Source organism: Exiguobacterium sp. 8A, from assembly GCF_902506275.1.
GTDB classification, from domain to species: domain Bacteria; phylum Bacillota; class Bacilli; order Exiguobacteriales; family Exiguobacteriaceae; genus Exiguobacterium; species Exiguobacterium profundum.
The window spans coordinates 193,146-216,957 of the sequence record NZ_LR733630.1 but is presented as its reverse complement, the minus strand read 5'-3'; the positions used below and the strand labels follow the sequence as shown (position 1 = coordinate 216,957).

At 46.9% G+C, this 23,812-nt stretch carries 24 protein-coding genes; 8 read left to right on the top strand and 16 right to left on the bottom strand.

The features are described from left to right. Positions 1–20 precede the first annotated feature (20 nt). Both GVY42_RS01095 and GVY42_RS01090 read right to left on the bottom strand, forming a co-directional pair. A complete protein-coding gene (locus GVY42_RS01095) occupies positions 21–1,256 on the bottom strand; it encodes an FtsW/RodA/SpoVE family cell cycle protein (protein WP_159562040.1) in 1,236 nt (411 codons plus the stop codon). A gap of 86 nt (positions 1,257–1,342) precedes the next feature. Further along, positions 1,343–1,621 (bottom strand): YlaN family protein, encoded by a 279-nt coding sequence (locus GVY42_RS01090; RefSeq protein ID WP_015881276.1) that lies wholly within the window; start codon positions 1,619–1,621, stop codon positions 1,343–1,345. A gap of 172 nt (positions 1,622–1,793) precedes the next feature. Here GVY42_RS01090 and GVY42_RS01085 point away from each other — a divergent pair, with 172 nt between their 5' ends. Both GVY42_RS01085 and GVY42_RS01080 read left to right on the top strand, forming a co-directional pair. Further along, positions 1,794–2,258, top strand: coding sequence for a hypothetical protein (locus tag GVY42_RS01085; protein WP_159562039.1), 465 nt, complete (start codon positions 1,794–1,796; stop codon positions 2,256–2,258). Positions 2,259–2,385: 127 nt separating this feature from the next. Further along, positions 2,386–3,558: a multidrug efflux MFS transporter gene (locus GVY42_RS01080; RefSeq protein ID WP_236548908.1), complete on the top strand. Its 1,173-nt coding sequence runs from the start codon at positions 2,386–2,388 to the stop codon at positions 3,556–3,558. Positions 3,559–3,596: 38 nt separating this feature from the next. Here the strand turns inward: GVY42_RS01080 and GVY42_RS01075 are convergent, their stop codons facing one another. Continuing rightward, the gene (locus tag GVY42_RS01075; protein ID WP_031421530.1) at positions 3,597–4,913 is read right to left on the bottom strand and encodes a PhoH family protein; all 1,317 of its coding nucleotides are present in this window, start codon (positions 4,911–4,913) and stop codon (positions 3,597–3,599) included. A 33-nt stretch (positions 4,914–4,946) separates the two neighbouring features. Then, the gene (locus GVY42_RS01070) at positions 4,947–5,396 is read right to left on the bottom strand and encodes a hypothetical protein (protein WP_074037365.1); all 450 of its coding nucleotides are present in this window, start codon (positions 5,394–5,396) and stop codon (positions 4,947–4,949) included. Positions 5,397–5,511: 115 nt separating this feature from the next. Here GVY42_RS01070 and GVY42_RS01065 point away from each other — a divergent pair, with 115 nt between their 5' ends. Next, complete coding sequence (locus tag GVY42_RS01065; RefSeq protein ID WP_015881271.1) at positions 5,512–5,712, top strand: YlaI family protein; 201 nt, start codon at positions 5,512–5,514, stop codon at positions 5,710–5,712. Positions 5,713–5,748: 36 nt separating this feature from the next. On the opposite strand, the gene GVY42_RS01060 is transcribed toward GVY42_RS01065, so the two are convergent. Then, positions 5,749–6,093: a YlaH-like family protein gene (locus GVY42_RS01060; protein ID WP_015881270.1), complete on the bottom strand. Its 345-nt coding sequence runs from the start codon at positions 6,091–6,093 to the stop codon at positions 5,749–5,751. Positions 6,094–6,180: 87 nt separating this feature from the next. Continuing rightward, positions 6,181–8,025, bottom strand: coding sequence for a translational GTPase TypA (gene typA, locus GVY42_RS01055; RefSeq protein ID WP_015881269.1), 1,845 nt, complete (start codon positions 8,023–8,025; stop codon positions 6,181–6,183). Between the two features lie 163 nt (positions 8,026–8,188). Between typA and GVY42_RS01050 the strand changes: the two genes are divergently transcribed. Beyond that, positions 8,189–8,365 carry a DUF5325 family protein gene (locus GVY42_RS01050; RefSeq protein ID WP_159562038.1) on the top strand — a complete coding sequence of 59 codons (177 nt, stop codon included), beginning with the start codon at positions 8,189–8,191 and terminating at the stop codon, positions 8,363–8,365. A gap of 48 nt (positions 8,366–8,413) precedes the next feature. On the opposite strand, the gene GVY42_RS01045 is transcribed toward GVY42_RS01050, so the two are convergent. The 3 genes from GVY42_RS01045 to GVY42_RS01035 all read right to left on the bottom strand — a co-directional run bounded on the left by GVY42_RS01045 (position 8,414) and on the right by GVY42_RS01035 (position 10,437). Beyond that, on the bottom strand, positions 8,414–9,667 hold the full coding sequence (locus GVY42_RS01045) for an inositol monophosphatase family protein (protein WP_159562037.1): 1,254 nt from the start codon (positions 9,665–9,667) through the stop codon (positions 8,414–8,416). A 78-nt stretch (positions 9,668–9,745) separates the two neighbouring features. After that, positions 9,746–9,934, bottom strand: coding sequence for a hypothetical protein (locus GVY42_RS01040; protein ID WP_015881266.1), 189 nt, complete (start codon positions 9,932–9,934; stop codon positions 9,746–9,748). Between the two features lie 236 nt (positions 9,935–10,170). Beyond that, entirely contained in the window at positions 10,171–10,437 is a 267-nt protein-coding gene (locus GVY42_RS01035) for a UPF0223 family protein (RefSeq protein ID WP_031421520.1), read from the bottom strand. Between the two features lie 159 nt (positions 10,438–10,596). Here GVY42_RS01035 and GVY42_RS01030 point away from each other — a divergent pair, with 159 nt between their 5' ends. Next, positions 10,597–12,078: an aminotransferase class I/II-fold pyridoxal phosphate-dependent enzyme gene (locus GVY42_RS01030; RefSeq protein ID WP_159562036.1), complete on the top strand. Its 1,482-nt coding sequence runs from the start codon at positions 10,597–10,599 to the stop codon at positions 12,076–12,078. 118 nt (positions 12,079–12,196) lie between these two features. Here GVY42_RS01030 and GVY42_RS01025 read toward each other — a convergent pair whose 3' ends face one another. Continuing rightward, positions 12,197–12,502, bottom strand: coding sequence for a DUF3055 domain-containing protein (locus GVY42_RS01025; RefSeq protein ID WP_031421518.1), 306 nt, complete (start codon positions 12,500–12,502; stop codon positions 12,197–12,199). Positions 12,503–12,577: 75 nt separating this feature from the next. Between GVY42_RS01025 and aac(6') the strand changes: the two genes are divergently transcribed. Beyond that, a complete protein-coding gene (aac(6'), locus tag GVY42_RS01020; protein WP_159562035.1) occupies positions 12,578–13,030 on the top strand; it encodes an aminoglycoside 6'-N-acetyltransferase in 453 nt (150 codons plus the stop codon). A 20-nt stretch (positions 13,031–13,050) separates the two neighbouring features. Here the strand turns inward: aac(6') and lpdA are convergent, their stop codons facing one another. The 4 genes from lpdA to pdhA form a co-directional block, all read right to left on the bottom strand. Beyond that, positions 13,051–14,463: a dihydrolipoyl dehydrogenase gene (lpdA, locus tag GVY42_RS01015; protein WP_015881261.1), complete on the bottom strand. Its 1,413-nt coding sequence runs from the start codon at positions 14,461–14,463 to the stop codon at positions 13,051–13,053. 4 nt (positions 14,464–14,467) lie between these two features. Further along, positions 14,468–15,757, bottom strand: a complete 1,290-nt coding sequence (locus GVY42_RS01010; RefSeq protein WP_015881260.1) for a dihydrolipoamide acetyltransferase family protein — start codon at positions 15,755–15,757, stop codon at positions 14,468–14,470. A 78-nt stretch (positions 15,758–15,835) separates the two neighbouring features. After that, positions 15,836–16,813 (bottom strand): alpha-ketoacid dehydrogenase subunit beta, encoded by a 978-nt coding sequence (locus GVY42_RS01005; protein ID WP_074034993.1) that lies wholly within the window; start codon positions 16,811–16,813, stop codon positions 15,836–15,838. 3 nt (positions 16,814–16,816) lie between these two features. After that, positions 16,817–17,902, bottom strand: a complete 1,086-nt coding sequence (gene pdhA / locus GVY42_RS01000; RefSeq protein WP_015881258.1) for a pyruvate dehydrogenase (acetyl-transferring) E1 component subunit alpha — start codon at positions 17,900–17,902, stop codon at positions 16,817–16,819. A 331-nt stretch (positions 17,903–18,233) separates the two neighbouring features. On the opposite strand from pdhA, the gene def reads away from it, so the two are divergent. Next, positions 18,234–18,773 (top strand): peptide deformylase, encoded by a 540-nt coding sequence (def, locus tag GVY42_RS00995; RefSeq protein WP_159562034.1) that lies wholly within the window; start codon positions 18,234–18,236, stop codon positions 18,771–18,773. 70 nt (positions 18,774–18,843) lie between these two features. Next, positions 18,844–20,400 (top strand): alpha/beta hydrolase, encoded by a 1,557-nt coding sequence (locus GVY42_RS00990; protein WP_236548907.1) that lies wholly within the window; start codon positions 18,844–18,846, stop codon positions 20,398–20,400. Between the two features lie 41 nt (positions 20,401–20,441). Here GVY42_RS00990 and GVY42_RS00985 read toward each other — a convergent pair whose 3' ends face one another. Beyond that, a complete protein-coding gene (locus GVY42_RS00985; protein ID WP_159562033.1) occupies positions 20,442–21,899 on the bottom strand; it encodes a phospholipase D family protein in 1,458 nt (485 codons plus the stop codon). Positions 21,900–21,961: 62 nt separating this feature from the next. Continuing rightward, positions 21,962–23,629 (bottom strand): ribonuclease J1, encoded by a 1,668-nt coding sequence (rnjA, locus tag GVY42_RS00980; protein ID WP_015881254.1) that lies wholly within the window; start codon positions 23,627–23,629, stop codon positions 21,962–21,964. Positions 23,630–23,812 lie beyond the last annotated feature (183 nt).

Genomic DNA, 23,812 nt, shown 5'->3' with positions numbered 1-23,812 from the left:
AATGAAGTTTGTTCGTTTCCTTACCTGACAACGTGAAGCGATGAGCGTTGAACGTTTTCTTCTGACTTCACCCGAATTTCTTCTCGTCGTGTCGCCTCTCGATGACGGTTACGCATCGAGATACTACTGAGCACCCCGAGAACACCCATCATCATGATGAGCGATGTTCCTCCATAACTGACCAGTGGCAAGGTTACGCCTGTCCCTGGGAACCAACCGGACATCGCACCGATGTTGATGGCCGTCTGGATAATGATTTGTGATGCAATCCCAAACGATACGAACATCGCAAAGTGACTATCCGCATGATTGGCGATATGGATCGCGCGAAAGGCGATGAAGAAGAGTAGGACTAAAACCGTCAATACACCGAGGAATCCTAACTCCTCCGCAATGATCGACATGATATAGTCGGTTTCTGGTTCTGGCAAATATCCATACTTTTGAAAACTGTTCCCAAGTCCGACTCCAGTCAATCCACCATGTACAATTGAGATAATCGACATGAGCAATTGGTGTCCATATCCTTCCGGGTCCATGAACGGGTTGAACACGACTTCAATCCGACTTCGTTGATTCTCCGAAAAGATGGTCGTGAACAATACGAATACAGTACCAACCCCAGCTAAAATCCCTGGAATCAAAATTCGAAGCGGCGCCCCGACACCGAACCACATGAGCAACATGATGGAACCGAGGACGAATAGCCCCCCCATATCCGGCTGTCCATTGATTGCGATCGCATAAAACGAAAAGTAAAAGAGGACAGGTACTAAAAAGAAGGCGCCGATTTGTGCGCGCAGCCCTTTTTTCGTGATAGCGGCCCGCGCCAATCGGCCAGGGAGTCCTTTCAACTCATTATTCCATAGTTCATGGTAGTAGTTCGCAAGCAGTATGATGAGAACGAACTTCGCAATCTCGACCGGTTGAATGGTCATTCCTCCGATGATGAGCCAAGCTCGCGCCCCATTCAATGGAGGCATCGCCCACGTGACAAACAGCAAGATGACAGAGAGCGCATAAAGACCGAGGCGAATGCCTTTTTTCCGAAACATCTCATATCGGAACAATGTCGCAATCAAATAGACAAAGATTCCAATGCCAACGTAGACGAGCTGGCGATAGAATAAACTACTATTCGCGTAATCCCCACGATTCCAAACACTCGCACTATAAATCATGATGGAGCTTAGCCCGACGAGTAAAAGCACTGACAAAAACAACGCAAAATCAAAATACCGAAACCGTGTTTTCATGTATTCACTTCCTTATGTAAAACAATCCGACAACCCTTATAAAAAAATACTCAAACAGCGCCACTTGCACAGTTTGAGTATAAGGTTCATAATTCTGAAGCTTCTGCCAAAGCAGACAACTTTTGTTCCAATGAATCGAGCAGTCCTTTACCTTCAATGTCTGAAATGAGTCCAAGACGAACCGCAAAATCAATTTGGCGCGATAGTCCAAACATATGTGTATCAAGCACCTCTTCATAAAGCGGGCACTTCGGCATTTTTAGGTTTTCTAACTGCACTTCAATCAGACAACGGATTTTTTCAGCATCCGCCTCGAGTAATTGAAGCGCTTGCTCCCGTTGGATTGCAGCCAAATTTGTCGCCACTACGACCCCTCCTCCGTACGATGACAGACTGTTTGTCATAACTCAACTGTACATTATCTTTCATCATAATTCAATGTACAGTATGAATGAACGCGACATTCTTCCTCTTTTCCATTTTACGAGAAAGAGCGCTATAATGGAACGTGTAATGTGTATGAAGGGGGATATAAGCATGATTTTTCCACTTGATGGAGCGGTTCGCCACAGTCTGACGATTGACCCGACCGTATGGATTTTTGACGAACGAAAACGGAAGATTGAAGATTTGGACTCGGTGACGGAGAATGACCGTGAGGCATACTATGCGAAAATGGGGAAAGCATGGGATGACGGATTGTCACAAGGAACTCGAATCGACCACAATAAACCGATGTCACGACAAGACAAAGATGCAGCATTACGCGACTCGTTCGCCATGCCGCTCGCGCCATTTTTAAACAATGCCGAACCGATTGAACTTGCGACGCATGTCCGTTTTTACGGGGAAACAGTATTGACTCTATCGCTCAGCGAGGCAGCACAAGTATATTTACAATTTTCAAAAGACGGAAAAGTACTTACCGACGGACCTGTCTATGTATTATATGAGGATCAGGTCATTCGCCAAGTCAATCATATCACCATATTAAGCAATTAATGAGAAGGTTCACACCTTCTCTTTTTTTGGACTTTTTAGTTCATAAAGTGTAGTATATAGAGTGTTGATTACCAATTAAATAAGAAAGGTCGTGACGCTTACGATACCTCTATGGAAACGAAACTTAATGGTTGTTTGGATCGGTAGCTTCTTGACCGCTGCGTCGATGAGTCTCGTCCTACCATTCCTCCCATTGTTCATCGAACAACTCGGGGTAAAGGATCCGGACCACGTCGTCACTTGGTCTGCGATCGCCTTCGGCGCGACGTTCCTCGTAGCTGCCATCGTTTCTCCGATGTGGGGGCGCTTGGCTGACCGAAAAGGAAGGAAACTGATGCTCATCCGAGCCAGTCTCGGGATGGCCACCGTCATGTTTCTTATCAGCTTCGTCCAAGACGTGTATCAACTCGTCGGATTGCGTTTACTCATGGGTGCCGTGTCCGGATTCATCTCAGCCGGCATCACGTTAGTCGCATCCCAAACCCCAAAAGAGAAAAGTGGCTGGGCGCTCGGTACCCTGTCAACCGGTGGAATCACTGGTGGTCTACTCGGTCCCCTCATCGGTGGATTGCTTGCAGACTGGATTGGGCTTCGATCCGTTTTTCTCTTTACGGGAAGTGCACTCTTCCTCACGTTCCTCATCACGCTTTGGTTCGTAAAAGAAGATTTTGTCCCAGTGAAACGTGAAGAACTCGCGTCGATGAAATCGATTTTCGCCTCACTGCGACATCCTCAATTGATTGTCGGGCTGTTTGTGACAACATTCCTCATTCAGTTCTCGACACAATCCATTGGACCGCTCTTGACATTATACGTACGTGAATTGAATCCGAGCACAACCGCTCTCGCCTTCATGGCAGGGATTGTCGCCTCCGCTCCGGGACTGGCCGCTCTCTTTTCGGCGCAGCGTCTCGGACGGTTATCAGACCGATATGGGGCAGAACGCATCTTGTTTTGGGCACTGCTCCTCTATAGCCTATTCTTGATTCCGCAAGCATTCGTTACCTCAACGACTCAACTCATTTTGTTGCGTTTCGGAATCGGATTCGCAACGGCTGCCTTAATGCCGTCCGTACAATCGCTACTGCGCCAGCATACGCCGGTCTCTGCGACCGGCCGGATCTTTTCGTACAATCAGTCCGCTCAGTTCATGGGGAATCTACTCGGACCGTTATTTGGATCCCAAATCGTGGCACACTTCGGATTTTCTGCCCTGTTCATCCTCACGGGATTGATTATGATCTCAAATGCCTTCTTAGAACGGACGAACGTTCAGTCACTACAACTCGATACAAAATAACGCCGAGTGCGAAACTCGGCGTTATTTGTGTATATCGCTTATAGTAAATCAGCCGCCAATCGTGCAAGGGATGAACGTTCCCCTTTCACGAGTTGAACGTGCCCGAAGACGTTTTGTCCTTTGAAGCGTTCCACCGCGTACGTCAATCCGTTCGAATACTCATCTAAATACGGATGATCGATTTGATACGGGTCGCCGACGAGTACGATTTTCGAGTTCTCACCGACTCGGGTGAGAATGGTTTTAATTTCGTGCTTCGTTAAGTTCTGTGCCTCATCGATGATGATGAACTGGTCCGGCATACTTCTACCTCGAATATAGGTGAGCGCCTCGAGCTGAATCGATTTCATACCGGCTAGAATATTCCCGAGCTCGTCTTTTGAATTCGCATTAAATAAAAATTCCAAGTTATCATAAATCGGTTGCATCCAAGGACGAAGCTTCTCTTCCATTTCCCCTGGCAAGTAACCAATATCGTTCCCCATCGGCACGACCGGGCGAGCGACGACTAGCTTATTGTAACGCTGTTCATCCTCGACAAGCGATAGCCCTGCTGCTAGAGCAAGGAGCGTCTTCCCGGTACCAGCTTTCCCAAGTAAGGTGACAAACGGAATGTCATCCCGAAGCAGCAGGTCGAGTGCCATCCGCTGTTGAACGTTTCGCGGATGAATTCCCCAAATATGATCTGCATCGAGTGCCAGTGGTCGTAAAATCGGTTGAAGCGAATCGACCACAGCAAGCGCACTCGCTTTCGACACATTACTTTTCAAGACGACGAACGAGTTCGGATATAGCACTTGTTTCGTCAAGGCCGTCGTCGGCAATTGACGGACTTTATAAAATTCATCGATGAGCGACTGATCGACTTCAATCTCTCGATAGCCGGCGTATAAGTCCGTCGTGTCAACGATATGATCTGTCAAGTAGTCTTCTGCGTCAATTCCAATGGCGTCCGCTTTGACACGGACCAATATATCTTTTGAGACGACGACGACCTTTCGACCCGCGTCATGCTCGTATTGTTTCATTAATCCTAACGCTACCATTAAGATGCGATTATCATTCGTCATGACATCGAACGGGATATCGACCTGGTGTTCATGACCGATTTCGACAAACAGACGTCCTCCGTTTTCAAGCGGGACCCCGTCATGCAGTTTCCCCGATGACCGGAGCTGGTCGAGGACACGCGACGTTTCACGGGCGTTCCGCCCGACCTCATCCATGTTACGTTTCTTCCCATCTAACTCTTCTAGGACGATGGCTGGAATCACCACGTCGTGTTCTTCAAATTGAAATAAGGATAGCGGATCATGTAGGAGTACGTTCGTATCAAGTACATACGTTTTTTTCATAGACTTTGCCGCCCCTCGAATATAGGATGGTATTCAAGAATGAAGACTTTCTTTCACTTCACGGTCAAGCTTTTCCGCCGCACGAATATCGTATGTTTTCGTGATTTCGGGCTGTGCGTAAGCTGCTCCATAAAACGAGATGTTCCTCACTTCTTCGACATGTCCTTCAAAAAAACGAAGATGAAGGCTTGGTTTGACCGCCGGGTCGAACTCTCGAATTGATGAGAGTAAAACATGATAGGACTGACCATCTTCGATAAAGATGAGGCCAGCCGTCTTTTCAGTCGTCAAGATGGTCACGATATGGGAATTTCTCGTTAATGCGAACCGGACCGTGACAGCATCTAACGCTTGCACCCAACTGATGGCATGGCTGATCGGCCAACGCTTTGCCTCGTCAAAACCAACGAGAAATGTTAACGGCATGTCATTCAACAAGCGCTCTTGCGCAGCTGTCAGTTCAAACGTTGCCTTGCTCGCCATTCAACTCCCCTCCTTTTCACCGGGTATGGTTGTACCATTCTCCCTTACCGGTTCAATTCCCTGCTTTTAACGGTTGAAATCATGCTATACTCATCGTATAGAGGAAGGTGAAAAGATGCGTGTAAAATGTTCTCTTTGTGATAAAGTCGAGACAATCGACTCATGGTCGTTTGAAGCAAAACGCTTGCGTAACAAACCGGCGAAAACGTATATGTGTCAAGAGTGTCAGGAGCGAATCAGCGAACGAACGGCTGAACGCGCCGCATCTGGACAGTTCAAGTTATATCCTACATTTCGACAAAAACGAAACTGGTAATGCAAACGGGCGCCTCCGAAGAGACGCCCGTATTTTTTATGATTCTACCGCATCTTGACGACGATTCCACCAGAGGCGGCCACGATAGATGGCCAACACGATAGCCATGACGGCAAGCACTTCCGGGATTGGCCATGTGAAAAAGACGAGTGCCATCGTACCTGCTCCAAGTGAAAGGAGAATATAGACGATGAGCGACTTCCACCATGCCAATTGTTTCGCAAAACCAAGTTTAAAGACAAGGATTGTCAGTAAGATGACCGTGACAACGAGTGCATTGAACCCAACGGAAAAGTCGTTCGGGTCACTGCCGACACCTAGCATCGAAGCGATCCACGGAACGTCAATTTGTGTGATATCGATTGTTTGAGAAGCTTTCAAGACAAAGAGTCCCCCTTTATTTCATACACATCCATTCTACACTATTCCATGCAAAAGGGAACGCCGAAGCGTCCCCTTTCTTCTAACTTATTCTTTACCAAGTTTACGACGCTTATCTGCTTTCTCGCGTTCGTTCTTGTTCAAGATTTTCTTACGGAGACGGATCGACTCCGGTGTAATTTCACAGTACTCGTCATCGTTCAAGAACGTGAGTGACTCTTCAAGTGAGAAGACGCGCGGACGTTTCAAGACTTGTGTCGAGTCTTTTGCAGAAGCACGCATGTTCGTCAATTGTTTCCCTTTAACAGCGTTAATGGCAAGGTCAACATCACGGTTACATTCCCCGATGATCATTCCTTCATACACATCTGTACCTGGCTCGATAAAGATTGTCCCACGGTCTTCAAGGGCACCGATTGAGTAGGCCGTCGACTTCCCGTTTTCGATACAAACCATAACACCGCTACGACGACCACCGATATCAGCAGCGATATATGGACGGTACTCTTCGAACGTATGGTTCAAGATTCCGTATCCACGTGTCGCTGACAAGAATTCGTTACGGTAACCGATAAGACCACGTGATGGCACGAGGAATTCCATACGTGTCTGACCGTTGTCATTCGTGTTCATGTTCGCAAGCTCACCTTTACGGAGACCGATCGATTCCATGACTGAACCTGTGTACTCTTCAGGTACGTCGATGATGACGCGCTCGAACGGCTCAACTTTTGTGCCGCTTTCGTCTTCGCGGATGATAACTTGTGGTTTCGATACTTGGAGCTCGTAACCTTCACGACGCATGTTTTCAATCAAGATCCCGAGGTGAAGCTCACCGCGTCCTGATACGATCCATTGGTCTGGTGAATCTGTGTTTTCGACACGGAGTGAAACGTCCGTCTCGAGTTGTTTCATCAAACGCTCTTCGATTTTACGTGCCGTCACGAAATCGCCTTCACGTCCTGCGAATGGAGAGTTATTTGTCATGAAACGCATTTGAAGCGTTGGCTCATCGATGCGAAGGAGCGGAAGTGGCTCTTCTTTACCGACTGGCGTTACCGTTTCACCGACGTTGATATCTTCCATCCCGGCGATAGCGATCAAGTCACCTGCTTTTGCTTCTTCGATTTCGACGCGCTTGAGGCCGAAGTAACCGAACAATTTCGTGACACGAAGTTGCTTCACCGTACCGTCTGTCTTACAAAGCGATACTTGCTCACCGACTTTGATTTTCCCACGGAAGACGCGACCTACGCCGATACGGCCGAGGTAGTTGTCATAGTCGAGCATCGTCACTTGGAATTGAAGTGGCTCGTCTGAGTTGTCCACTGGAGCCGGCGTGTTTTCGAGAATCGTGTCGAGCACGTGAGTGATTGTATCTTCTTGTTTTTCTGGGTCAGGATCGAACGAACTTGAACCGCTGACTGCTGATGTATAGACGACAGGGAATTCAAGTTGATCTTCATCTGCGCCAAGGTCGATCAAGAGATCAACAACTTCATCGACAACGTCGAGTGGACGAACCATCGGCTTATCGATTTTGTTGACGACGACAATCGGACGAAGTCCTTGGTCGAGTGCTTTTTTCAATACGAAACGAGTTTGTGGCATACAGCCTTCACGCGCATCGACAACAAGAATAACGCCGTCTACCATACGCATGATTCGCTCAACTTCTCCACCGAAGTCTGCGTGACCTGGTGTATCTACGATGTTGATGCGAGTCTCTTTATAATCGATTGCTGTGTTTTTTGCGAGAATGGTAATTCCGCGCTCACGCTCGATATCGTTCGAGTCCATCGCGCGTTCTGCGACTGCCTCGTTCGTCCGGAAAGTACCAGACTGTTTCAATAATTCATCGACTAACGTTGTTTTACCGTGGTCAACGTGCGCGATGATGGCTACGTTACGAAGGTTTGTTCTTACGTTCATGTAGTTATTCCTCTCTTATTTAAAAAATTTCAACTTTTCTTCAACTTTAAGAGTATAGCACACGTCACAGTACCTTTGTCGAGTGGAATCGACTGTGAACGTTTTCATCTCGTGTTTTTTATCATACAATAGGGAAGAGAAGAGAAAATAAGGAGGAACCTCCATGCAGCTAATGTTTGTATTGATCGCAACGGCCGTTGTCGCAGGATTCGTCGGCATTGGAATCGGGGTGGCCGAGGGGAGCGCCGCCATTATCTTGGGCAGCCTCGTGTTAAGTGGCGTAGCGACATATTTTGGTATTCAATTGCGTCGCCGCATTCTTTCAGACCATCAATCATAAAGAAAGGGTTACTCCGGTATCATGTCGGAGTAACCCTTTTACTTGCGTTTATAGTGGACGTGTCAAGCAGATGCGGTCGCGTAAAATGAGTCCATCTTCTTCGATGTCATCGTACCCGTGATTACGAAAATAATCGCGTTCCACCGAATCGAATCGGAATCCAGCTTGTTGGTAAAAGCGCAGTTGCATGATGCTTGAATTCCCTGTACAGACGAGCAGTTCTTTTCCACCAATCAACGTGGCCCGCTTCACTGCGTCTTGTAACATGCGTTGACCGATTGTTTGGTTTTGACGTTCCGGCTTCACTGCGATATTGACGAGTTCAACCCGCTCGTCTCCGTGTGAGACGAGCATATATGCACCGACAATCTCACCACCGAGTAACGCTTTGTACGTACGCCCTTCCTCGAATTGTTCCCGGACCATCGTTTCATTCGGATTCGCCAAGACGAGTAGATCGCGGATTTCTTCATACGAATCATGTTCCACGATGTGTAAGTCCGGTTTTGCTTCAGCCGTGACCCCTTTTGCGATGACGTAATGTTTGATGACGTCATTTACAAATGAGTCACTCCCTGCCAGGACAGATGTTTTTCCGTCATAGCGAATCGGCTCACCATATAAGGAAACGACACGTCCCCCTACTTCTTCTACGAGTAACTTTCCAGCAGCATAATCCCATGGCATATTGCGCATTGTGATGTAGCCGTCCACGCGACCGGCGGCAAGCCAGGCTAATTCAAGCGATGCAGCACCATGGGCTCGCGTCCCAATCGAGTCTCGTACAATCGGAGCGAGTATTTCCGGGGCAATCTGGTGGTTCGGCGTGACCCACGTCGCATTCATACTTAAAAATGCGTCTCGGACATGATGTTCATGAAGAGTCGTCAATGTCCGACCATTCAACGTCGCCCCGTATCCTTTCCGTGCCATGAACATCTCATCCGCCATGACGTCATAGACGAATCCATATTCCACGACTCCATCTATCATGATCGCGATAGAGATGGCAAACATACGTTTTTGATGAATAAAATTTAACGTCCCATCAATCGGGTCGACAAACCAGACGGTACCAGTCAATTGTTCTGGCTGATTTGTCGTCCCTTCTTCCCCCATAATCTGATGTTCCGGAAATGTTTGTTGGATTCGACGGACAATCAATTGTTCCACCGCTCGGTCGATTTCAGTGACCAAGTCCCCTTTTCCCGTCTTTCGTTCCACTTCATAACTTTGATCAATCTCGCGACGAATCAGTTCTCCCGCTTGTTTGATTAAGTCGACTGCAAACCATTCTATCATCTGTGATCACCTCAACTGTATTGTACCAAACAAAAACCAGTATCCGCTCGGAATACTGGTTGAATGTGTGTGTAATGGTTAGGCTTCGAGACGCAATAATTCTTGGCGGTACTTCTCTAACCGATGCTTGCTAGCCTGAACTGTAGCATCATCTTGTGACGCCATCGCATCGAAGAGGGTTGCCAATTCATAATCAATCTCTAAGCGCAGCACCGGAATCCGTTTTTCTGCGTCTTTTCTTTTGAATGCCTCAATCACTTGTTTCATAAGATGCCACACTCCTTTTGTTGGGCTACAAGTTACGGTTTAGTGAGTTGAATTGAGTATATCAGATAAAATTCGAAAAAGAAAGAGAATTGTCTGACTATTTTGAATTTTTTATCTTAATGGATATATTCCCAATTCCGAGGTCCCTAAACCTGATTCGGTGTTAATGAACTGTACCCGATTTATAGGAGAAATAACAAAAAAGCATGCCTGAATTTGCTCGGGCATGCTAGGTCTTACAGTTTAATCATTTTACTCGAGGACTTCATTGCCGCCTGAACCGTACGATATGTGGAATAGCCCGTCTGCTCGTCGTGAACCGCGTTCAGTTGTTTCTCCTCCGACTTAGATGTTACGATTTGCTTGAAGGCACGATAGGAATCGAGAAAAACCTCTCGTTCGACTCCACCTTCATTGGCTTGTGCGACAACGTTATAAAACTCGACGACTTCAATCAATTCGTCTGTCGTCCAATCCGGATTGATCGGATAGTTAATTTGCATATTGTTTCACCTCGACACCCATTGTAACAACAAAAAAAACTATTGCAAGTTGAGCCAGAAATCTCTATAGTTTTTTTGTTGCTTCTTTTTTTAAAAACAACATATATCATAACGATACTATTCATCTTATAAATAAACTGATTCAAGGGGGATTTACGATTGAAATTAAAAGGTGCTACTCAGCTCGAAACGCCACTATTTGACACGTTGCTTGAACATGTCGACTCAAACCCGATTGCGTTCCACATTCCTGGTCATAAAAGCGGAAAAGGGATGGACCCAGAGTTTCGTGACTTTATTGGTGAAAACGCCCTAAAAATTGATTTGATTAACATTGCCCCACTCGATGACCTCCATCATCCAAAAGCGGCAATCGCTGAAGCGGAACGCTTGGCGGCAGAGGCGTTCCGTGCTGACGAGACCTTTTTCTCTGTCCAGGGAACATCGAGTGCCATCATGGCGATGATCATGGGTGTCGTTGGCCCGAACGAAAAAATCATTGTGCCACGGAACGTCCATAAATCCGTCATGTCCGCGCTCGTCTTAACGGGTGCTCATCCGGTCTTCATCCACCCGGAATTTGACGAAACATACGGCATCGCCCACGGAATCACAGCTAGTGCCGTAGAACGCGCACTTGAACTTCACCCGGACACAAAAGCCGTTCTCGTCATTAATCCGACTTATTTCGGTGTCGCAGGTGATTTAGAGCGTATCGTGTCTGTCGCTCATAAGCAAGACGTTCCTGTACTTGTCGATGAGGCACACGGCGTTCATCTCCCTTTTCACGATGAACTCCCACTCTCGGCGATGCAAGCGGGAGCAGATGTGGCGGCGACGAGTGTACACAAGCTTGGTGGTTCAATGACAGGCAGTTCGATTTTGAACGTACGCCGCGGTCTCGTCTCGCCAGAACGAATTCATGCGATGCTTTCCATGATTACAACGACTTCGACGTCCTACTTGCTCCTCGCTTCTCTCGACGCGGCACGTCGACAGTTAGCGACAAAGGGACACATGATGAATGAACGTGCACTTGAGCTTGCGAGAACGGCTCGTACAGCAATCAACCACATGCCGAACTTGTCAGTATACGGTCATGCCGAATTGCATTCTGAATCGACATACGCGCTCGACGAAACGAAAGTACTCGTATCCGTGCGCGAACTTGGAATAACAGGATTTGAAGTCGAGAAATTTCTTCGGGACAAACACCGTATCGAAGTCGAGATGTCCGATTTATTGAATGTGCTCTTTATCGTCACATCAGCGGATGATGAGTCCACGATTCAAGCATTGATTGAAGCGATGCGAGACGTCGTCTCCGTTTATCAGAAGTCTGGTAACGATTCACTATCGATCATGCTCCCAGAGATTCCACCTCTTGCGCTCAGCCCTCGTGATGCGTTTTATGAAGAGACGGAAACGATTCCTCTCGAAAACGCAGTCGGCCGTATTTCAGCGGAATTCATTATGGTGTATCCACCAGGGATTCCGATCATCATTCCAGGCGAATTGATTACGACTTCGACACTCGAGTACATCATGGCCAACATTGAAGCGGGTCTTCCGGTTCAAGGTCTTGAAGATGAGTCACTGCAAATGATTAAAGTCATCCAACAAACAAAAGCGATTCGCTAAATAAAAAATGAGCCGGTCATCGTGACCGGCTCATTTTTTATGTCATCTCAGAAAAGGTGGCTGTAGATGATCGAATTGCTTCCCCTAGTGCCTATTATAAGAAAACGCTTACATTTTTTCAAGTATCAATTTCTTCAGATGCTTGTGTTTTTTCAACCAAGCAAAGTCGTAAAAATTCAGCGACGTGTTCCGTGTCGTTCAAGTTAATGCCAAGCATCGGATACAATTGACGTGGCTCTTCTAGCGCATGCAAATCAAGAAGGGCCGATTGACCCGTTTGCATACAGACGACTAACACCTTGCCCATGAATTGCTGTGTATAGACGAAACCAAAATCATAACGAGCGGCTTCTGTTTCAATACCGGTAAATCGGACACGACTCGTCTCGGATACGGTGTATAATAACTCCTCATCGAATGCCATCAGGATTCCCTCCCTTCTCTCATCACATGTATTTTCCTTTATACTACTAGTATGAAACCTAAGGAGAGAATGACAATGAAGATTGATTATGCAACGGAGTTAAACGTAGAAACTCTTGTCCAGTTCATGCACGACCTATGGCCAGATGCCCCTATTGAAGAATTACGAATGGAAGTCAAACTCGGTCTCGCCTCAAAAAAGATGCATTATTTCATCGCATCAAATGAACATGGGGAGGCAGTTGGTTTTTGTCAGCTCAGTTTCCGACATGACTACGTGCCAGGTTCTAGCACGTCACCGACCGCCTATATGGAAGGAATCTATGTCATTGAATCAGAGCGTCATCGAGGTGTTGCCTCTCGTTTGGTCGATGCTGCGTCGACCTTCGCGGCGCGTCATGGTTGTATCGAACTGGCATCAGATACCGAGCTTGAAAACGAGGACAGTCAACGCTTTCACGAGAAAATTGGATTCAAGGAAGTCGAGCGTGTCGTCACCTACATGAAAAAGCTCTCTCACGAAAAGTGAGAGAGCTTTTATGAGTATTCTTATTTTACGACGTGGATTGGCATACCCATTGCGATTTCAGCAGCTTCCATTGCCATCTCACCGAGTGATGGGTGAGCGTGGATTGTAAGTGCGATATCTTCAGCAGTCATACCAGCCTCGATTGCAAGACCAAGCTCAGCAATCATATCTGAAGCGCCAGTACCCGCGATTTGAGCACCGATCAAGAGACCGTCCTCTTTGCGTGTGATGAGCTTCATGAAGCCGTCTGGCTCGTCAAGTGCAAGTGCACGACCGTTCGCTGCGAATGGGAATTTCGAAACTGTGATTTCGAGTCCTTCTTCTTTTGCGAGTGGCTCTGTGTAACCAACCGTTGCGAGTTCAGGATCTGTGAAGACGACTGCAGGGATTGCAGAGTAGTCGAGGTAAGCTGGCTTACCTGCTGCTGCTTCCGCTGCGATTTTCGCTTCGTAAGATGCTTTGTGTGCAAGTGGTGGTCCAGGAACGATATCACCGATTGCATAGATGTTTTCGTTCGATGTTTTACACTGGTCATCGATTTCGATGATTCCGCGGTCGCTGATTTTAACGTCCGCGTTCTCAAGACCGATGTCACCTGTGTTTGGACGACGACCAACTGTGACGAGGACATAGTCCGCTTCAACAGATTGTTCTTCACCGTTTACTTCAAACTTAACGGTTACGCCGTCTTCCGTTTCTTCAACACCTTTAGCAAGTGCATTCGTGTGGATCGTGACGTTCCCTTTTTGCTTGAGTTTCTTCTTAACGATTTGCGTCATTTGTGGTTCGAAACCAGACAAGATGTCGCTAGCGCCCTCTACAACGACAACTTCTGTATCGAAGTTAGCGTATGCAGTACCGAGCTCCATACCGATGTATCCACCGCCGATAACGACGAGTTTCTTCGGTACTTCAGGAAGTGCCAAAGCGCCAGTTGAAGAAAGGACGCGTTTAGACCATTTGAACGATGGGATCTCGATTGGTGTAGAACCAGTCGCGACAATCGCTTTTTTAAATTTGTAAGGAGTTGAGCTGTCTTCAGTGATGACACGAACTGTGTCTTCAGACGCGAAGAACGCTTCACCTTGAACGATCTCGATTTTGTTTCCTTTGAGGAGACCTTTAACACCGCCAGTCAATTTGTTAACGACTGACTGTTTCCAATCTTGAACTTTTGTGAAGTCCACTGACACGTTGTCAGACGTGATTCCCATTGAATCATGACCTTTAGCGTGTTGGAAGTTGTGTCCTGCTGTGATCAACGCTTTCGATGGGATACATCCGACGTTCAAGCAGACACCACCGAAGTTGCCTTTCTCAACGATAGTTACTTTCATTCCGAGCTGTGCGCCACGGATTGCGGCAACGTATCCACCAGGACCGGCACCGATGACAAGCAAATCAGTTTCTTGTGCGAATTCTCCTACTACCATGTTCTTATCCCTCCATCATTAGAAGTGCTGGGTCTTCGAGCAAGCGTTTCACCATGTTAAGAGCGTTTTGTGCAGTCGCACCGTCGATGAGGCGGTGGTCAAAGCTGAATGAAAGTGCAAGTACTGGCGCAGCAACGATTTCACCGTTCTTCACGACAGCTTTCTCAGCGATACGGCCGATACCGAGAATCGCAACTTCTGGGTGGTTGATGACAGGTGTGAACCATTGTCCACCAGCTGAACCGATGTTTGTGATTGTGATCGATCCGCCTTTCATGTCTTCCCCAGCGAGCTTACCTTCACGAGCTTTACCTGCAAGTTCGTTAATGTTTGTAGCAAGTGCATAGATTGATTTACGGTCTGCATCTTTTACGACTGGTACAACGAGTCCGTTGTCCGTGTCAGCTGCAATCCCGATGTTGTAGTAGTTTTTGTAGACGATTTCTTCGTTCACGTCATCGATTGAAGCGTTGATTGTTGGGAATGCTTTCGCTGCAGCAGTCAATGCTTTCACGACGAATGGCAAGTACGTGAGTTTCACGCCTTGGTCAGCCGCGACTTGTTTGAAATCTTTACGGAGTGCAACGAGTTTTGTAACGTCGACTTCGTCCATGAGTGTAACGTGTGGTGCAGTGTGTTTCGAGTTAACCATAGCTTTCGAGATGGCTTTACGGATTCCACGGATTTTCTCACGTGTTTCAAGTTCAGGAGTCGCTGACTCGTAAGGCTTGATTTCCGTTTTCGCAGCAGCTGCTGGTGCTACAGATTCTGTTTTCTCTGTTGTAGCTTCTGCAGACGGTGCTTCGCCGTTCGCGAATGCATCGATGTCTTCTTTCAATACACGGCCGTTGTCGCCAGAACCGTTGACTTCACGGATGTCGACACCTTTTTCACGTGCATATTTACGGACAGATGGCATAGCGATAACACGCTCAGATTTGTGAAGTTGAACGTCGCGTGGCGCGTCTTCTTTCACATCTTCTTTTACGTCTTCTGTCTTCTCTTCTGCTTTCGGTTGTTCAGGTGTTTCTTCTTCACCTGCTGGTGCGTCGCCTTCGATGTCAAACGTAATGAGGACGTCGCCGACTACAGCAACTGTACCTTCAGAAACTTTAACTTCTTTGACTGTACCGTCGACTGGAGCTGGGATTTCAACGACTGCTTTGTCGTTTTGTACTTCTAAAAGAACATCGTCCTCTTTGACCGTATCCCCTGCTTTTACGAACCACTTGACGATTTCACCTTCGTGAATACCTTCACCGATATCTGGTAATTTAAATTCAAATACTGCCACTGGTTTTTCCTCCCATCAATTCATCATGTAAACACGACAAGGGAGACAATTCTCCCTCATCGTTTATTCGACACGATCTTAGAAGTTCACAACTTCCTTAACTTTTGCAACGACATCTTTATGGTCAGGTAACCACATGTCTTCACCTTGTGCGAATGCGAAGACTGTGTCTGGTGCAGTTACTCGAAGAACTGGTGCTTCGAGGTGAAGAATTGCGCGCTCTTGAATTTCAGTTACAACGTTCGCTGCGATACCTGCTTGACGTTGTGCTTCTTGAACGACGATCGCACGACCTGTTTTCTTAACAGACTCTACGATTGTGTCGATATCAAGCGGGCTCACTGTCATGAGGTCGATTACTTCAACGTTGATGTTTTCTTTTTCAAGTTCTTCCGCTGCTTTAAGTGAAGTATGCACCATCGCACCGTAAGTGATGATTGAAACGTCTGTACCTTCACGTTTCACATCTGCTTTACCGAGTTCGATTGTGTAATCACCTTCAGGTACTTCGCCACGGAATGAACGATACAATTTCATGTGCTCGAGGAACACGACTGGGTCGTTGTCACGGATTGACGCGATCAACAAACCTTTTGCATCGTAAGGAGTTGATGGAATAACAACTTTAAGACCAGGTGTCTGAGCCATCAAGCCTTCAAGGCTGTCCGCGTGAAGCTCAGGTGTCTTAACTCCACCACCGAATGGTGAACGGATTGTGATTGGTTGGCTGTAAGCGCCGCCTGAACGGTAACGCATACGTGCCATTTGAGCTGCGATTGAGTCGAAAACTTCGAATACGAATCCGAAGAATTGAACTTCCATAATCGGACGGAATCCAGTAAGACCTAGACCGATCGCAAGACCACCAATCCCTGATTCAGCGAGTGGCGTGTCGAAGACACGGTCTTCGCCGAGCTCGTCTTGGAGACCTTCCGTCGCGCGGAATACCCCACCGTTTTTACCAACGTCTTCTCCGAAAAGAAGTACTTTCTCGTCGCGTTTCATTTCAACGCGCATCGCATCAGTAATCGCTTGGATCATTGTCATTTGAGCCATAACTTACTTCGACTCCTTTGCAGTATATTCTTCAAGCTGTTCTTTCAAGTTTGAAGGAAGTTCTTCGAACATGTTGTTGATGAAGTCCGAAACTTTTTGTTTTGGTTCTTTGTCTGCTTGGCTGATTGCTTCTTTCACGTCAGCTTTCGCTTGCTCGATCACTTCGTTCTCCATGTCTTCGTTCCAGAGTTTCTTGTTCTCAAGGAAGAGACGGAAACGTACGAGTGGATCTTTTTCTTGATACTCTGTGTCGAGTTCTTTTGTACGGTAACGTGTTGGGTCATCCCCAGCGAGCGTATGTGGTCCGTAACGGTAAGTGAGTGACTCGATAAGTGTCGGTGTTCCCTCGAGTGCGTCGACGCGAGCTTGTTGAGTCGCTGCGAGCACTGCAAGAACGTCCATTCCATCTACTTGAATTCCGTTGATTCCAGCTGCAACAGCTTTTTGCGCGATCGTTTTAGCTGCAGTTTGCTTTTCAACAGGAGTTGAGATAGCGAAACGGTTGTTTTGAACAACGAAGATTGCTGGTGATTTGAATGCACCTGCAAAGTTCAATCCTTCGTAGAAGTCACCTTGTGATGAGCCACCGTCACCTGTGTAAGTAATGGCGACATTTTTGTTGCCGTTGCGTTTGAGGCCCATTGCCACACCCGCAGTTTGAATGATTTGTGCACCGATGATGATTTGTGGCATCAATACGTTGACACCTTCAGGGATGCGGTTTCCTGCCACGTGTCCACGTGAGAACAAGAACGCTTGATAAAGCGGAAGTCCGTGGAATACGAGTTGTGGGATATCACGGTATCCTGGAAGGATCCAGTCCTCTTTGTCGAGCGCGTATTGCGTCCCGATCATCGTCGCCTCTTGACCTGCCACTGGCGCGTAGAATCCTAAGCGACCTTGACGGTTAAGTGAGATGGCGCGTTGGTCCCAGATTCGAGTATAGACCATGCGGCGCATGAGTTCCTGAAGTTGCTCGTCCGTTAGGTCAGGCATTGCGTCTTGGTTGACGACCTCACCCTTCTCGTCGAGAATACGGAACGTTTGGAAGTTTTCTTCCACGTTTTGAAGTACCTGAACGTTGTTCATTCGTTTCACCTCATCCTTTCAACTATGAGACAATTGTCTTTTTTGTGATCAAACACTATCTCAAATCTTACGTGTATCTGTCCAAAAAAGCAATCTGTATTAACGTGATTCAGAAAAGTTATCCTCTCCTGACGTTTCCTTGTTAGTATAAAACGGGTTGTTTCAATAACGCAAAAAATATGCTTACTGAAATAAAACGCTTACATTCAAGGGATATGACATCCTTTTCACCACTGTATTATTTTCATTTCACCTTCTGTACCATCCACATTCCTTCCTGTTTAAATATGATATAATCAATCATATAAGTTCGATAGAAAGGAAGTTGTGTATGTTAACCATGAAAGATGTCATCCGCGAAGGAGACGAGCGACTTCGCGCGCGTTCAGCCGAAGTTTCGATTCCGCCAACAACAGAAGATTTGGCGTTACTCGACGAGATGGAGACGTTTCTTGTCAATAGTCAAGACCCAGAGATGAGCGAGAAATACGAGTTACGAGGTGGTGTCGGAATCGCCGCACCTCAACTCGGTGTGAATCGTCGTTTCTTCACAGTATTGCTAAAAGAAGAGGAAGAGACGTTCAAACTCTCCATCTTCAATCCTAAAATTACAAGTCATTCCGTCGAACAGACATTTTTGAATGGCGGCGAAGGCTGTCTATCGGTCGATCGCGTGGTCAAAGGAAATGTACCTCGTTTTCGTCGAATCACGTTAGAAGGGTTCGACCGCGACGGGAAGCCGATTAAGCTTCGTCTGCGCGGAATGCGCGCTGTCGTATGTCAGCACGAGCTCGATCATTTAGACGGGATCATGTTCTATGATCGGATCAATATGTCGAACCCGTTAGAAACATACGGCGAACCGATTTAACATGTTTAGTTCGAGAAAAAAGGCACTGTTGTTACTATTCCCATTTTTATTTCTTTTAATCGGTGGATGTGTGCGAATCAATTATGATGCAACCGTCCACTATGACCAATCTGTTTCGCTTGAAACGACTTACGCTTTCCGTGATCATCCAGTCATGAAATTGCTCAATCTCAGACTCGATTGGGATACGTGGAAAGAGCAAGCAGAAGCGAACGGATATGAGACGGAAGATTATTCGAGTCCTGATGACTACGAAGGCATGGTCTTAAAGAAGACATTTAAAAATGTGGACGAGTTGCAACAGATTAAAGAGGAATGGAAAACGGGACCAGCCGGTATTTTAGTCCCTCCGGATATTCAGTTCGACATCGAACAACAGGAAGGCATTTGGTTTGATTCATATACACTCCAAACCAATCTCGACCTCCGACTCGATCGTGTCGACTTACCCGGTGTTGAACTAACCGGCTCCCCAAAAAAATTGGCTGAACGATATATCCGTCAAGCCGACATTCGCTTTAACTTGACTGTTCCGACCGGCGTATTCGTTGAGGATGGAACTGGCCTAGACCTCCGTTCTATGAAACATGTCGAGTGGCAAGTCTACGGCGGTCGGCAAAATAACGTGAAGCTCGTTGCCCATGTACCGAACGTCAACGCTTGGATCGTGACGGGAATCGTTCTGATTGCAGCGACCGTATTGACTTACTTCATTTGGCGCAAATATCGTCGGAATGTTGGCAACCCAAAAGAGACATCCATTCGTTCACGTCTTCTCGGACTGTTGATTGTCTCACTTTCACTCGCTCTCATCATCGTCACCTTCCGACAAGAGTTGACAAACGAGCGTCAATCCGAGGCGATACGTCAAGCTTCTCAAACGAATGAGTTCATCCCTACGTTTGCAGTTCATGGACTACTCGGGACAGACCGGACGTTTCTCCGCTTCTCTCAAGCGATGGAACAAAGTGGTCAAGCGACTGATGGGGCGCTTTGTACCGTGACTGTCAAAGGCAAGACCGACTGTGAAATATATGATTTTAGTTCAACTCGTCCGATTGTCCGAATCGAGTTCGAAGATGCAGAGGCTTCTTTAAACAATCAGACAAAGTGGTTGAATGCAGCCATTGAAACATATAAAAAAACGAGAAATCGATCATTCGATCGGATGTATATCATTGGCCATAGCATGGGTGGCGTAGCCGCTGCCAACTATATCCTGAATCAAGAGACATACATCGTCGATAAGTTTGTGACGTTCGATAGCCCGTTCGGCGGGACGCGCCTTGCAAACTTCGGTTTATCTGCCAGTAACTTCGGCATTAATACCGGAAGCCCTGCCATCCGTGATTTGTCCCCTAACTCAGACGGACTGCAAGCATTCCAGTCTAAACTCGAGACATGGCCGAGGTCCGTTCAGGTACTCTCCTTCTCTGGACGAGGTGGCGAATTCAATTTGATTGAGCCGGCAAGTTCGCTGTTACTTGAAGAGTATACGAATAACATTCAGACAGAAACTGTGCCGTACGACCATTTCTCGCTTCACCGTAAAAGTGACGTCTTGAAAGAGACCGGGAAATTCTTATATGAATACACGAATGAGTTTAATCCAATCGAGACGAACTAACGTCAAAACAGCTATCCCCAAACTTTGAGGATAGCTGTTTTTTAATAGGTCATCGTCCATGTGACTTTTTGGAGCCAATACATCATATACTTTCCGAGCGGGAGATCCGTTTGAATCTCATCATATGCTACCGTATACGCGCCGTTCTCATTGTTCCATAGACGATTAAAATACTCGTCCACCTCATCAAAGAAGGCTGTATCCACTTCTCCTGTCACTTCGACGTCTGCCTCTAGGTTGTAATCGTTCATGTTCCGGGTCGTATAGTTCCCCGATCCTAAGACAACGGTTTTCTCCTCACCATCTACATAGAGGATTTTTGGATGATATTGTTCCTTACCGACATCATACCAGCGAATCTCGATATGCTCCGGGTTGACGGTGTTCAGTTCTGCCGTCACCGGTAAGTTCGGTAACCCTGATTTCGATCGACCGAACGCATTCGTGTTCGGATCGAGGATCAAGTTCACAGTCACCCCGCGCCCTGCGGCATCCTCGATTGCTTGGATGATATTCCGGTCTGCCAAATAAAACATTCCGATCCAGATGGTGTCTCCATCGTCCGCCCCATTCATTGCATCGAGCACTGACTCTTGAATTTTCCCTTCGGTGACGTAACGAATCTTCATTGGTGCCTCGCTCGGCGCATTTTCAATCTTCGACAACGCTTCATCATCAGGGAATCGGCGTGCATCTCCTTTCGAGAACGTCGCGACCGCTTGCTCACCTTCAACGATTTCTTTTAAAATCGGTCCTTTTAAATGGACACCGACATTCGAGTGGTATCCGCTAGCGTCATGTGGATTGGCGGATAGTACAAATCCCTCATTTTCAGTGACCATCACCTTCCGATGGTTCGCTTTGATGTTGAGCAACCTTAAATAAGCACGAACCGTAATGTCCGGTGCCGAAGAGGCCATCGGATTCGGCAACCAGCCGGATTGACTGTCCCCGAACCATTGAAGCGCCATTCGATAAAACGTGGAGTAAAGAATATTTGGGTCACGAAGTTCGTCGAGATTTGTGTACACGACTTCTACTCCTGCCTCCTCCAGTACATCGAAGTGGTCGGAAACGTGCCCGTTATAAGTCGTATTGATATCGTCTGTAATAAAAACGACTTTCAAGTCCGGATATCGCTCCATTTGCTCAAGTAATGCCGATGACAGGCGCGATGTGATGTCCGGATATTGTCGGTCTTCATTCGAATAAGGATTGAATAAGAAAAAGTCCATGACGATGTATTCCTTTGCCTCACGTATTGCTCGTTCAACTTCACTAAATATCTCTTGTTCGACAATCTCCGTATCTTCCCCTTGATAGGTCAAATCGTGGAGAAAATCGATTTGGTCATCTGTGATGAGATATGGTTCAGATTGTCTCGACACGCCTTCAGGTAATGGTTTGACTTGATGATATACGAGCGTGATGAGAAAAATGACCGCTACGATTGCAGCTCCCCATTTCAGCCACCCTTTCTTCCCCTTTTTCTTCGCCATAAGCTCCCCCTCCTCATTTGCTGGTGAAAAAAACGAGCCGTAGTCTCCTACAGCCCGTCAAATCATACTTCCATAATAATCGGCAGGACCATCGGGTGTCTCCGCGTCTTTTGGGCCAAATAAGGTGTGAGGGTGTCTGAGACGAGTTGTTTCATCTCCGACCACTTCATCTGCTTATTGGACAATCCTTGTTCGACGGTTTTCTTCAACAATCGTTCGCCGTCACGAATCAGACTACCTGATTCACGCATATAGACGAATCCACGTGAGATGATATCTGGTCCTGAGACGAGTTTGCGCGTCTTGCCATCGATGCTGATGACGACGACAACGAGTCCATCTTCAGACAGAATTCGGCGATCCCTTAATACTATATTCCCGATATCACCAATTCCATTCCCATCGATATACACAGCGTTCGCAGAAATTTTGCCAGTGACCGCAGCCGACTCCGAGTCGACAGCAAGCACTTCACCATTATCCATAACGAAACTGTTCTCTTTCGGGATTCCTACCGATTCAGCAAGCTCAGCATGCTTTTTCAACATGCGGTACTCACCGTGAATCGGCATGAAGAATTTTGGATTCAACAGACGAATCATCAATAACTGCTCTTGTTGCGAACCATGACCTGATGTATGAATGTTCGTCAACTTACCGTAGACAACATCCGCTCCCGCTTTATACAACTGGTCAATCGTCTTCCCGACGGAGATGGCATTTCCTGGGATTGGAGAAGAAGAAAAGATGACCGTATCCCCAGGAATGATTGACACTTGACGATGGGTACCATTCGCAATACGGCTGAGTGCTGCCATCGGTTCCCCTTGCGAGCCGGTACAAAGAATCGCGATTTCATTCGGGTCGTAGTGACGCATTTGATTCGCCTCAATGATCATCCCTTTCGGAACGTTGATGAAACCGAGTTCTTGTCCAATCGTCATGACTTTCTCCATCGAACGACCGAAAATCATGAGATGGCGACCTGTCTCGGCACACGCATCGACCACTTGTTGCAAGCGATAGATGTTCGATGCGAATGTTGCAAAGATGATTCGACCATCCGCTTTCCGGAACGTTTCACTAATCGTCCCACCGACAACGCTCTCACTCATCGTGAAGCCTTCCACTTCTGCATTTGTCGAATCGGACAAGAGACAAAGCACGCCTTCTTTTCCGATTTCCGCCATCTTGGCGAGGTCTGCCGGCTCACCTACCGGAGTGAAGTCGAACTTGAAGTCACCCGTATGGACGATGTTCCCTTGTGGCGTCTTGACGACGACACCGAGTGAGTTCGGAATCGAGTGCGTCGTGCGGAAGAAGGAGATGCTCGTCTTGCGGAACTTGATGAGTGAATCCTCATCAATCTCATGGAGTTCCGCCTCACGAAGCAACCCATGCTCCTCAAGTTTAACTTTAATCAATCCGAGCGCGAGCTTCGTCGCGTAAATCGGCAATTGCACTTGCTTCAATAGGAATGGAATTCCCCCGATATGGTCCTCGTGACCGTGAGTGATGAATACCCCTTTTACTTTGTCCTTGTTTTTAATCAGGTACGAGTAATCAGGAATCACATAGTCGATTCCAAGCAAGTCATCCTCTGGGAACATGATTCCCGCATCGATGACGATGATTTCATCTTGGAATTGAACAACATATGTGTTCTTCCCGATTTCTCCGAGTCCGCCCAATGCGAACACGGCTGTTTGGTGGTTCTTAACAAACTTCATTTAATCTCTCCTTACTTCAATTATTAATACATCTATGTGAAACATAAGTGATTCTCGAATATGCCCGTAAGATTCTTTTTTCATTATAGCTCATATCATGACAATATTTCACTAACGATGTGATATTCGTGGTAGTTTCCCTATTTCGTGTTATCCTTTTAGTGGGTTCAGAAAACATATTTT

What these genes read in the sequence shown, in the direction of transcription:
- GVY42_RS01065 (WP_015881271.1), top strand. Translation starts at nt 5,512, where the DNA reads ATGCGTGTAAAATGTTCTCTTTGTGATAAAGTCGAGACAATCGACTCA.
- lpdA (WP_015881261.1), bottom strand. Translation starts at nt 14,463, where the DNA reads ATGGTAGTAGGAGAATTCGCACAAGAAACTGATTTGCTTGTCATCGGT.
- GVY42_RS01080 (WP_236548908.1), top strand. Translation starts at nt 2,386, where the DNA reads ATGGTTGTTTGGATCGGTAGCTTCTTGACCGCTGCGTCGATGAGTCTC.
- GVY42_RS01005 (WP_074034993.1), bottom strand. Translation starts at nt 16,813, where the DNA reads ATGGCTCAAATGACAATGATCCAAGCGATTACTGATGCGATGCGCGTT.
- GVY42_RS00985 (WP_159562033.1), bottom strand. Translation starts at nt 21,899, where the DNA reads ATGGCGAAGAAAAAGGGGAAGAAAGGGTGGCTGAAATGGGGAGCTGCA.
- def (WP_159562034.1), top strand. Translation starts at nt 18,234, where the DNA reads ATGTTAACCATGAAAGATGTCATCCGCGAAGGAGACGAGCGACTTCGC.
- GVY42_RS01040 (WP_015881266.1), bottom strand. Translation starts at nt 9,934, where the DNA reads ATGAAACAAGTGATTGAGGCATTCAAAAGAAAAGACGCAGAAAAACGG.
- GVY42_RS01035 (WP_031421520.1), bottom strand. Translation starts at nt 10,437, where the DNA reads ATGCAAATTAACTATCCGATCAATCCGGATTGGACGACAGACGAATTG.
- GVY42_RS01095 (WP_159562040.1), bottom strand. Translation starts at nt 1,256, where the DNA reads ATGAAAACACGGTTTCGGTATTTTGATTTTGCGTTGTTTTTGTCAGTG.
- pdhA (WP_015881258.1), bottom strand. Translation starts at nt 17,902, where the DNA reads ATGAACAACGTTCAGGTACTTCAAAACGTGGAAGAAAACTTCCAAACG.
- GVY42_RS01050 (WP_159562038.1), top strand. Translation starts at nt 8,189, where the DNA reads ATGCAGCTAATGTTTGTATTGATCGCAACGGCCGTTGTCGCAGGATTC.
- GVY42_RS01045 (WP_159562037.1), bottom strand. Translation starts at nt 9,667, where the DNA reads ATGATAGAATGGTTTGCAGTCGACTTAATCAAACAAGCGGGAGAACTG.
- GVY42_RS01075 (WP_031421530.1), bottom strand. Translation starts at nt 4,913, where the DNA reads ATGAAAAAAACGTATGTACTTGATACGAACGTACTCCTACATGATCCG.
- rnjA (WP_015881254.1), bottom strand. Translation starts at nt 23,629, where the DNA reads ATGAAGTTTGTTAAGAACCACCAAACAGCCGTGTTCGCATTGGGCGGA.
- GVY42_RS01085 (WP_159562039.1), top strand. Translation starts at nt 1,794, where the DNA reads ATGATTTTTCCACTTGATGGAGCGGTTCGCCACAGTCTGACGATTGAC.
- typA (WP_015881269.1), bottom strand. Translation starts at nt 8,025, where the DNA reads ATGAACGTAAGAACAAACCTTCGTAACGTAGCCATCATCGCGCACGTT.
- GVY42_RS01025 (WP_031421518.1), bottom strand. Translation starts at nt 12,502, where the DNA reads ATGGCATTCGATGAGGAGTTATTATACACCGTATCCGAGACGAGTCGT.
- GVY42_RS01070 (WP_074037365.1), bottom strand. Translation starts at nt 5,396, where the DNA reads ATGGCGAGCAAGGCAACGTTTGAACTGACAGCTGCGCAAGAGCGCTTG.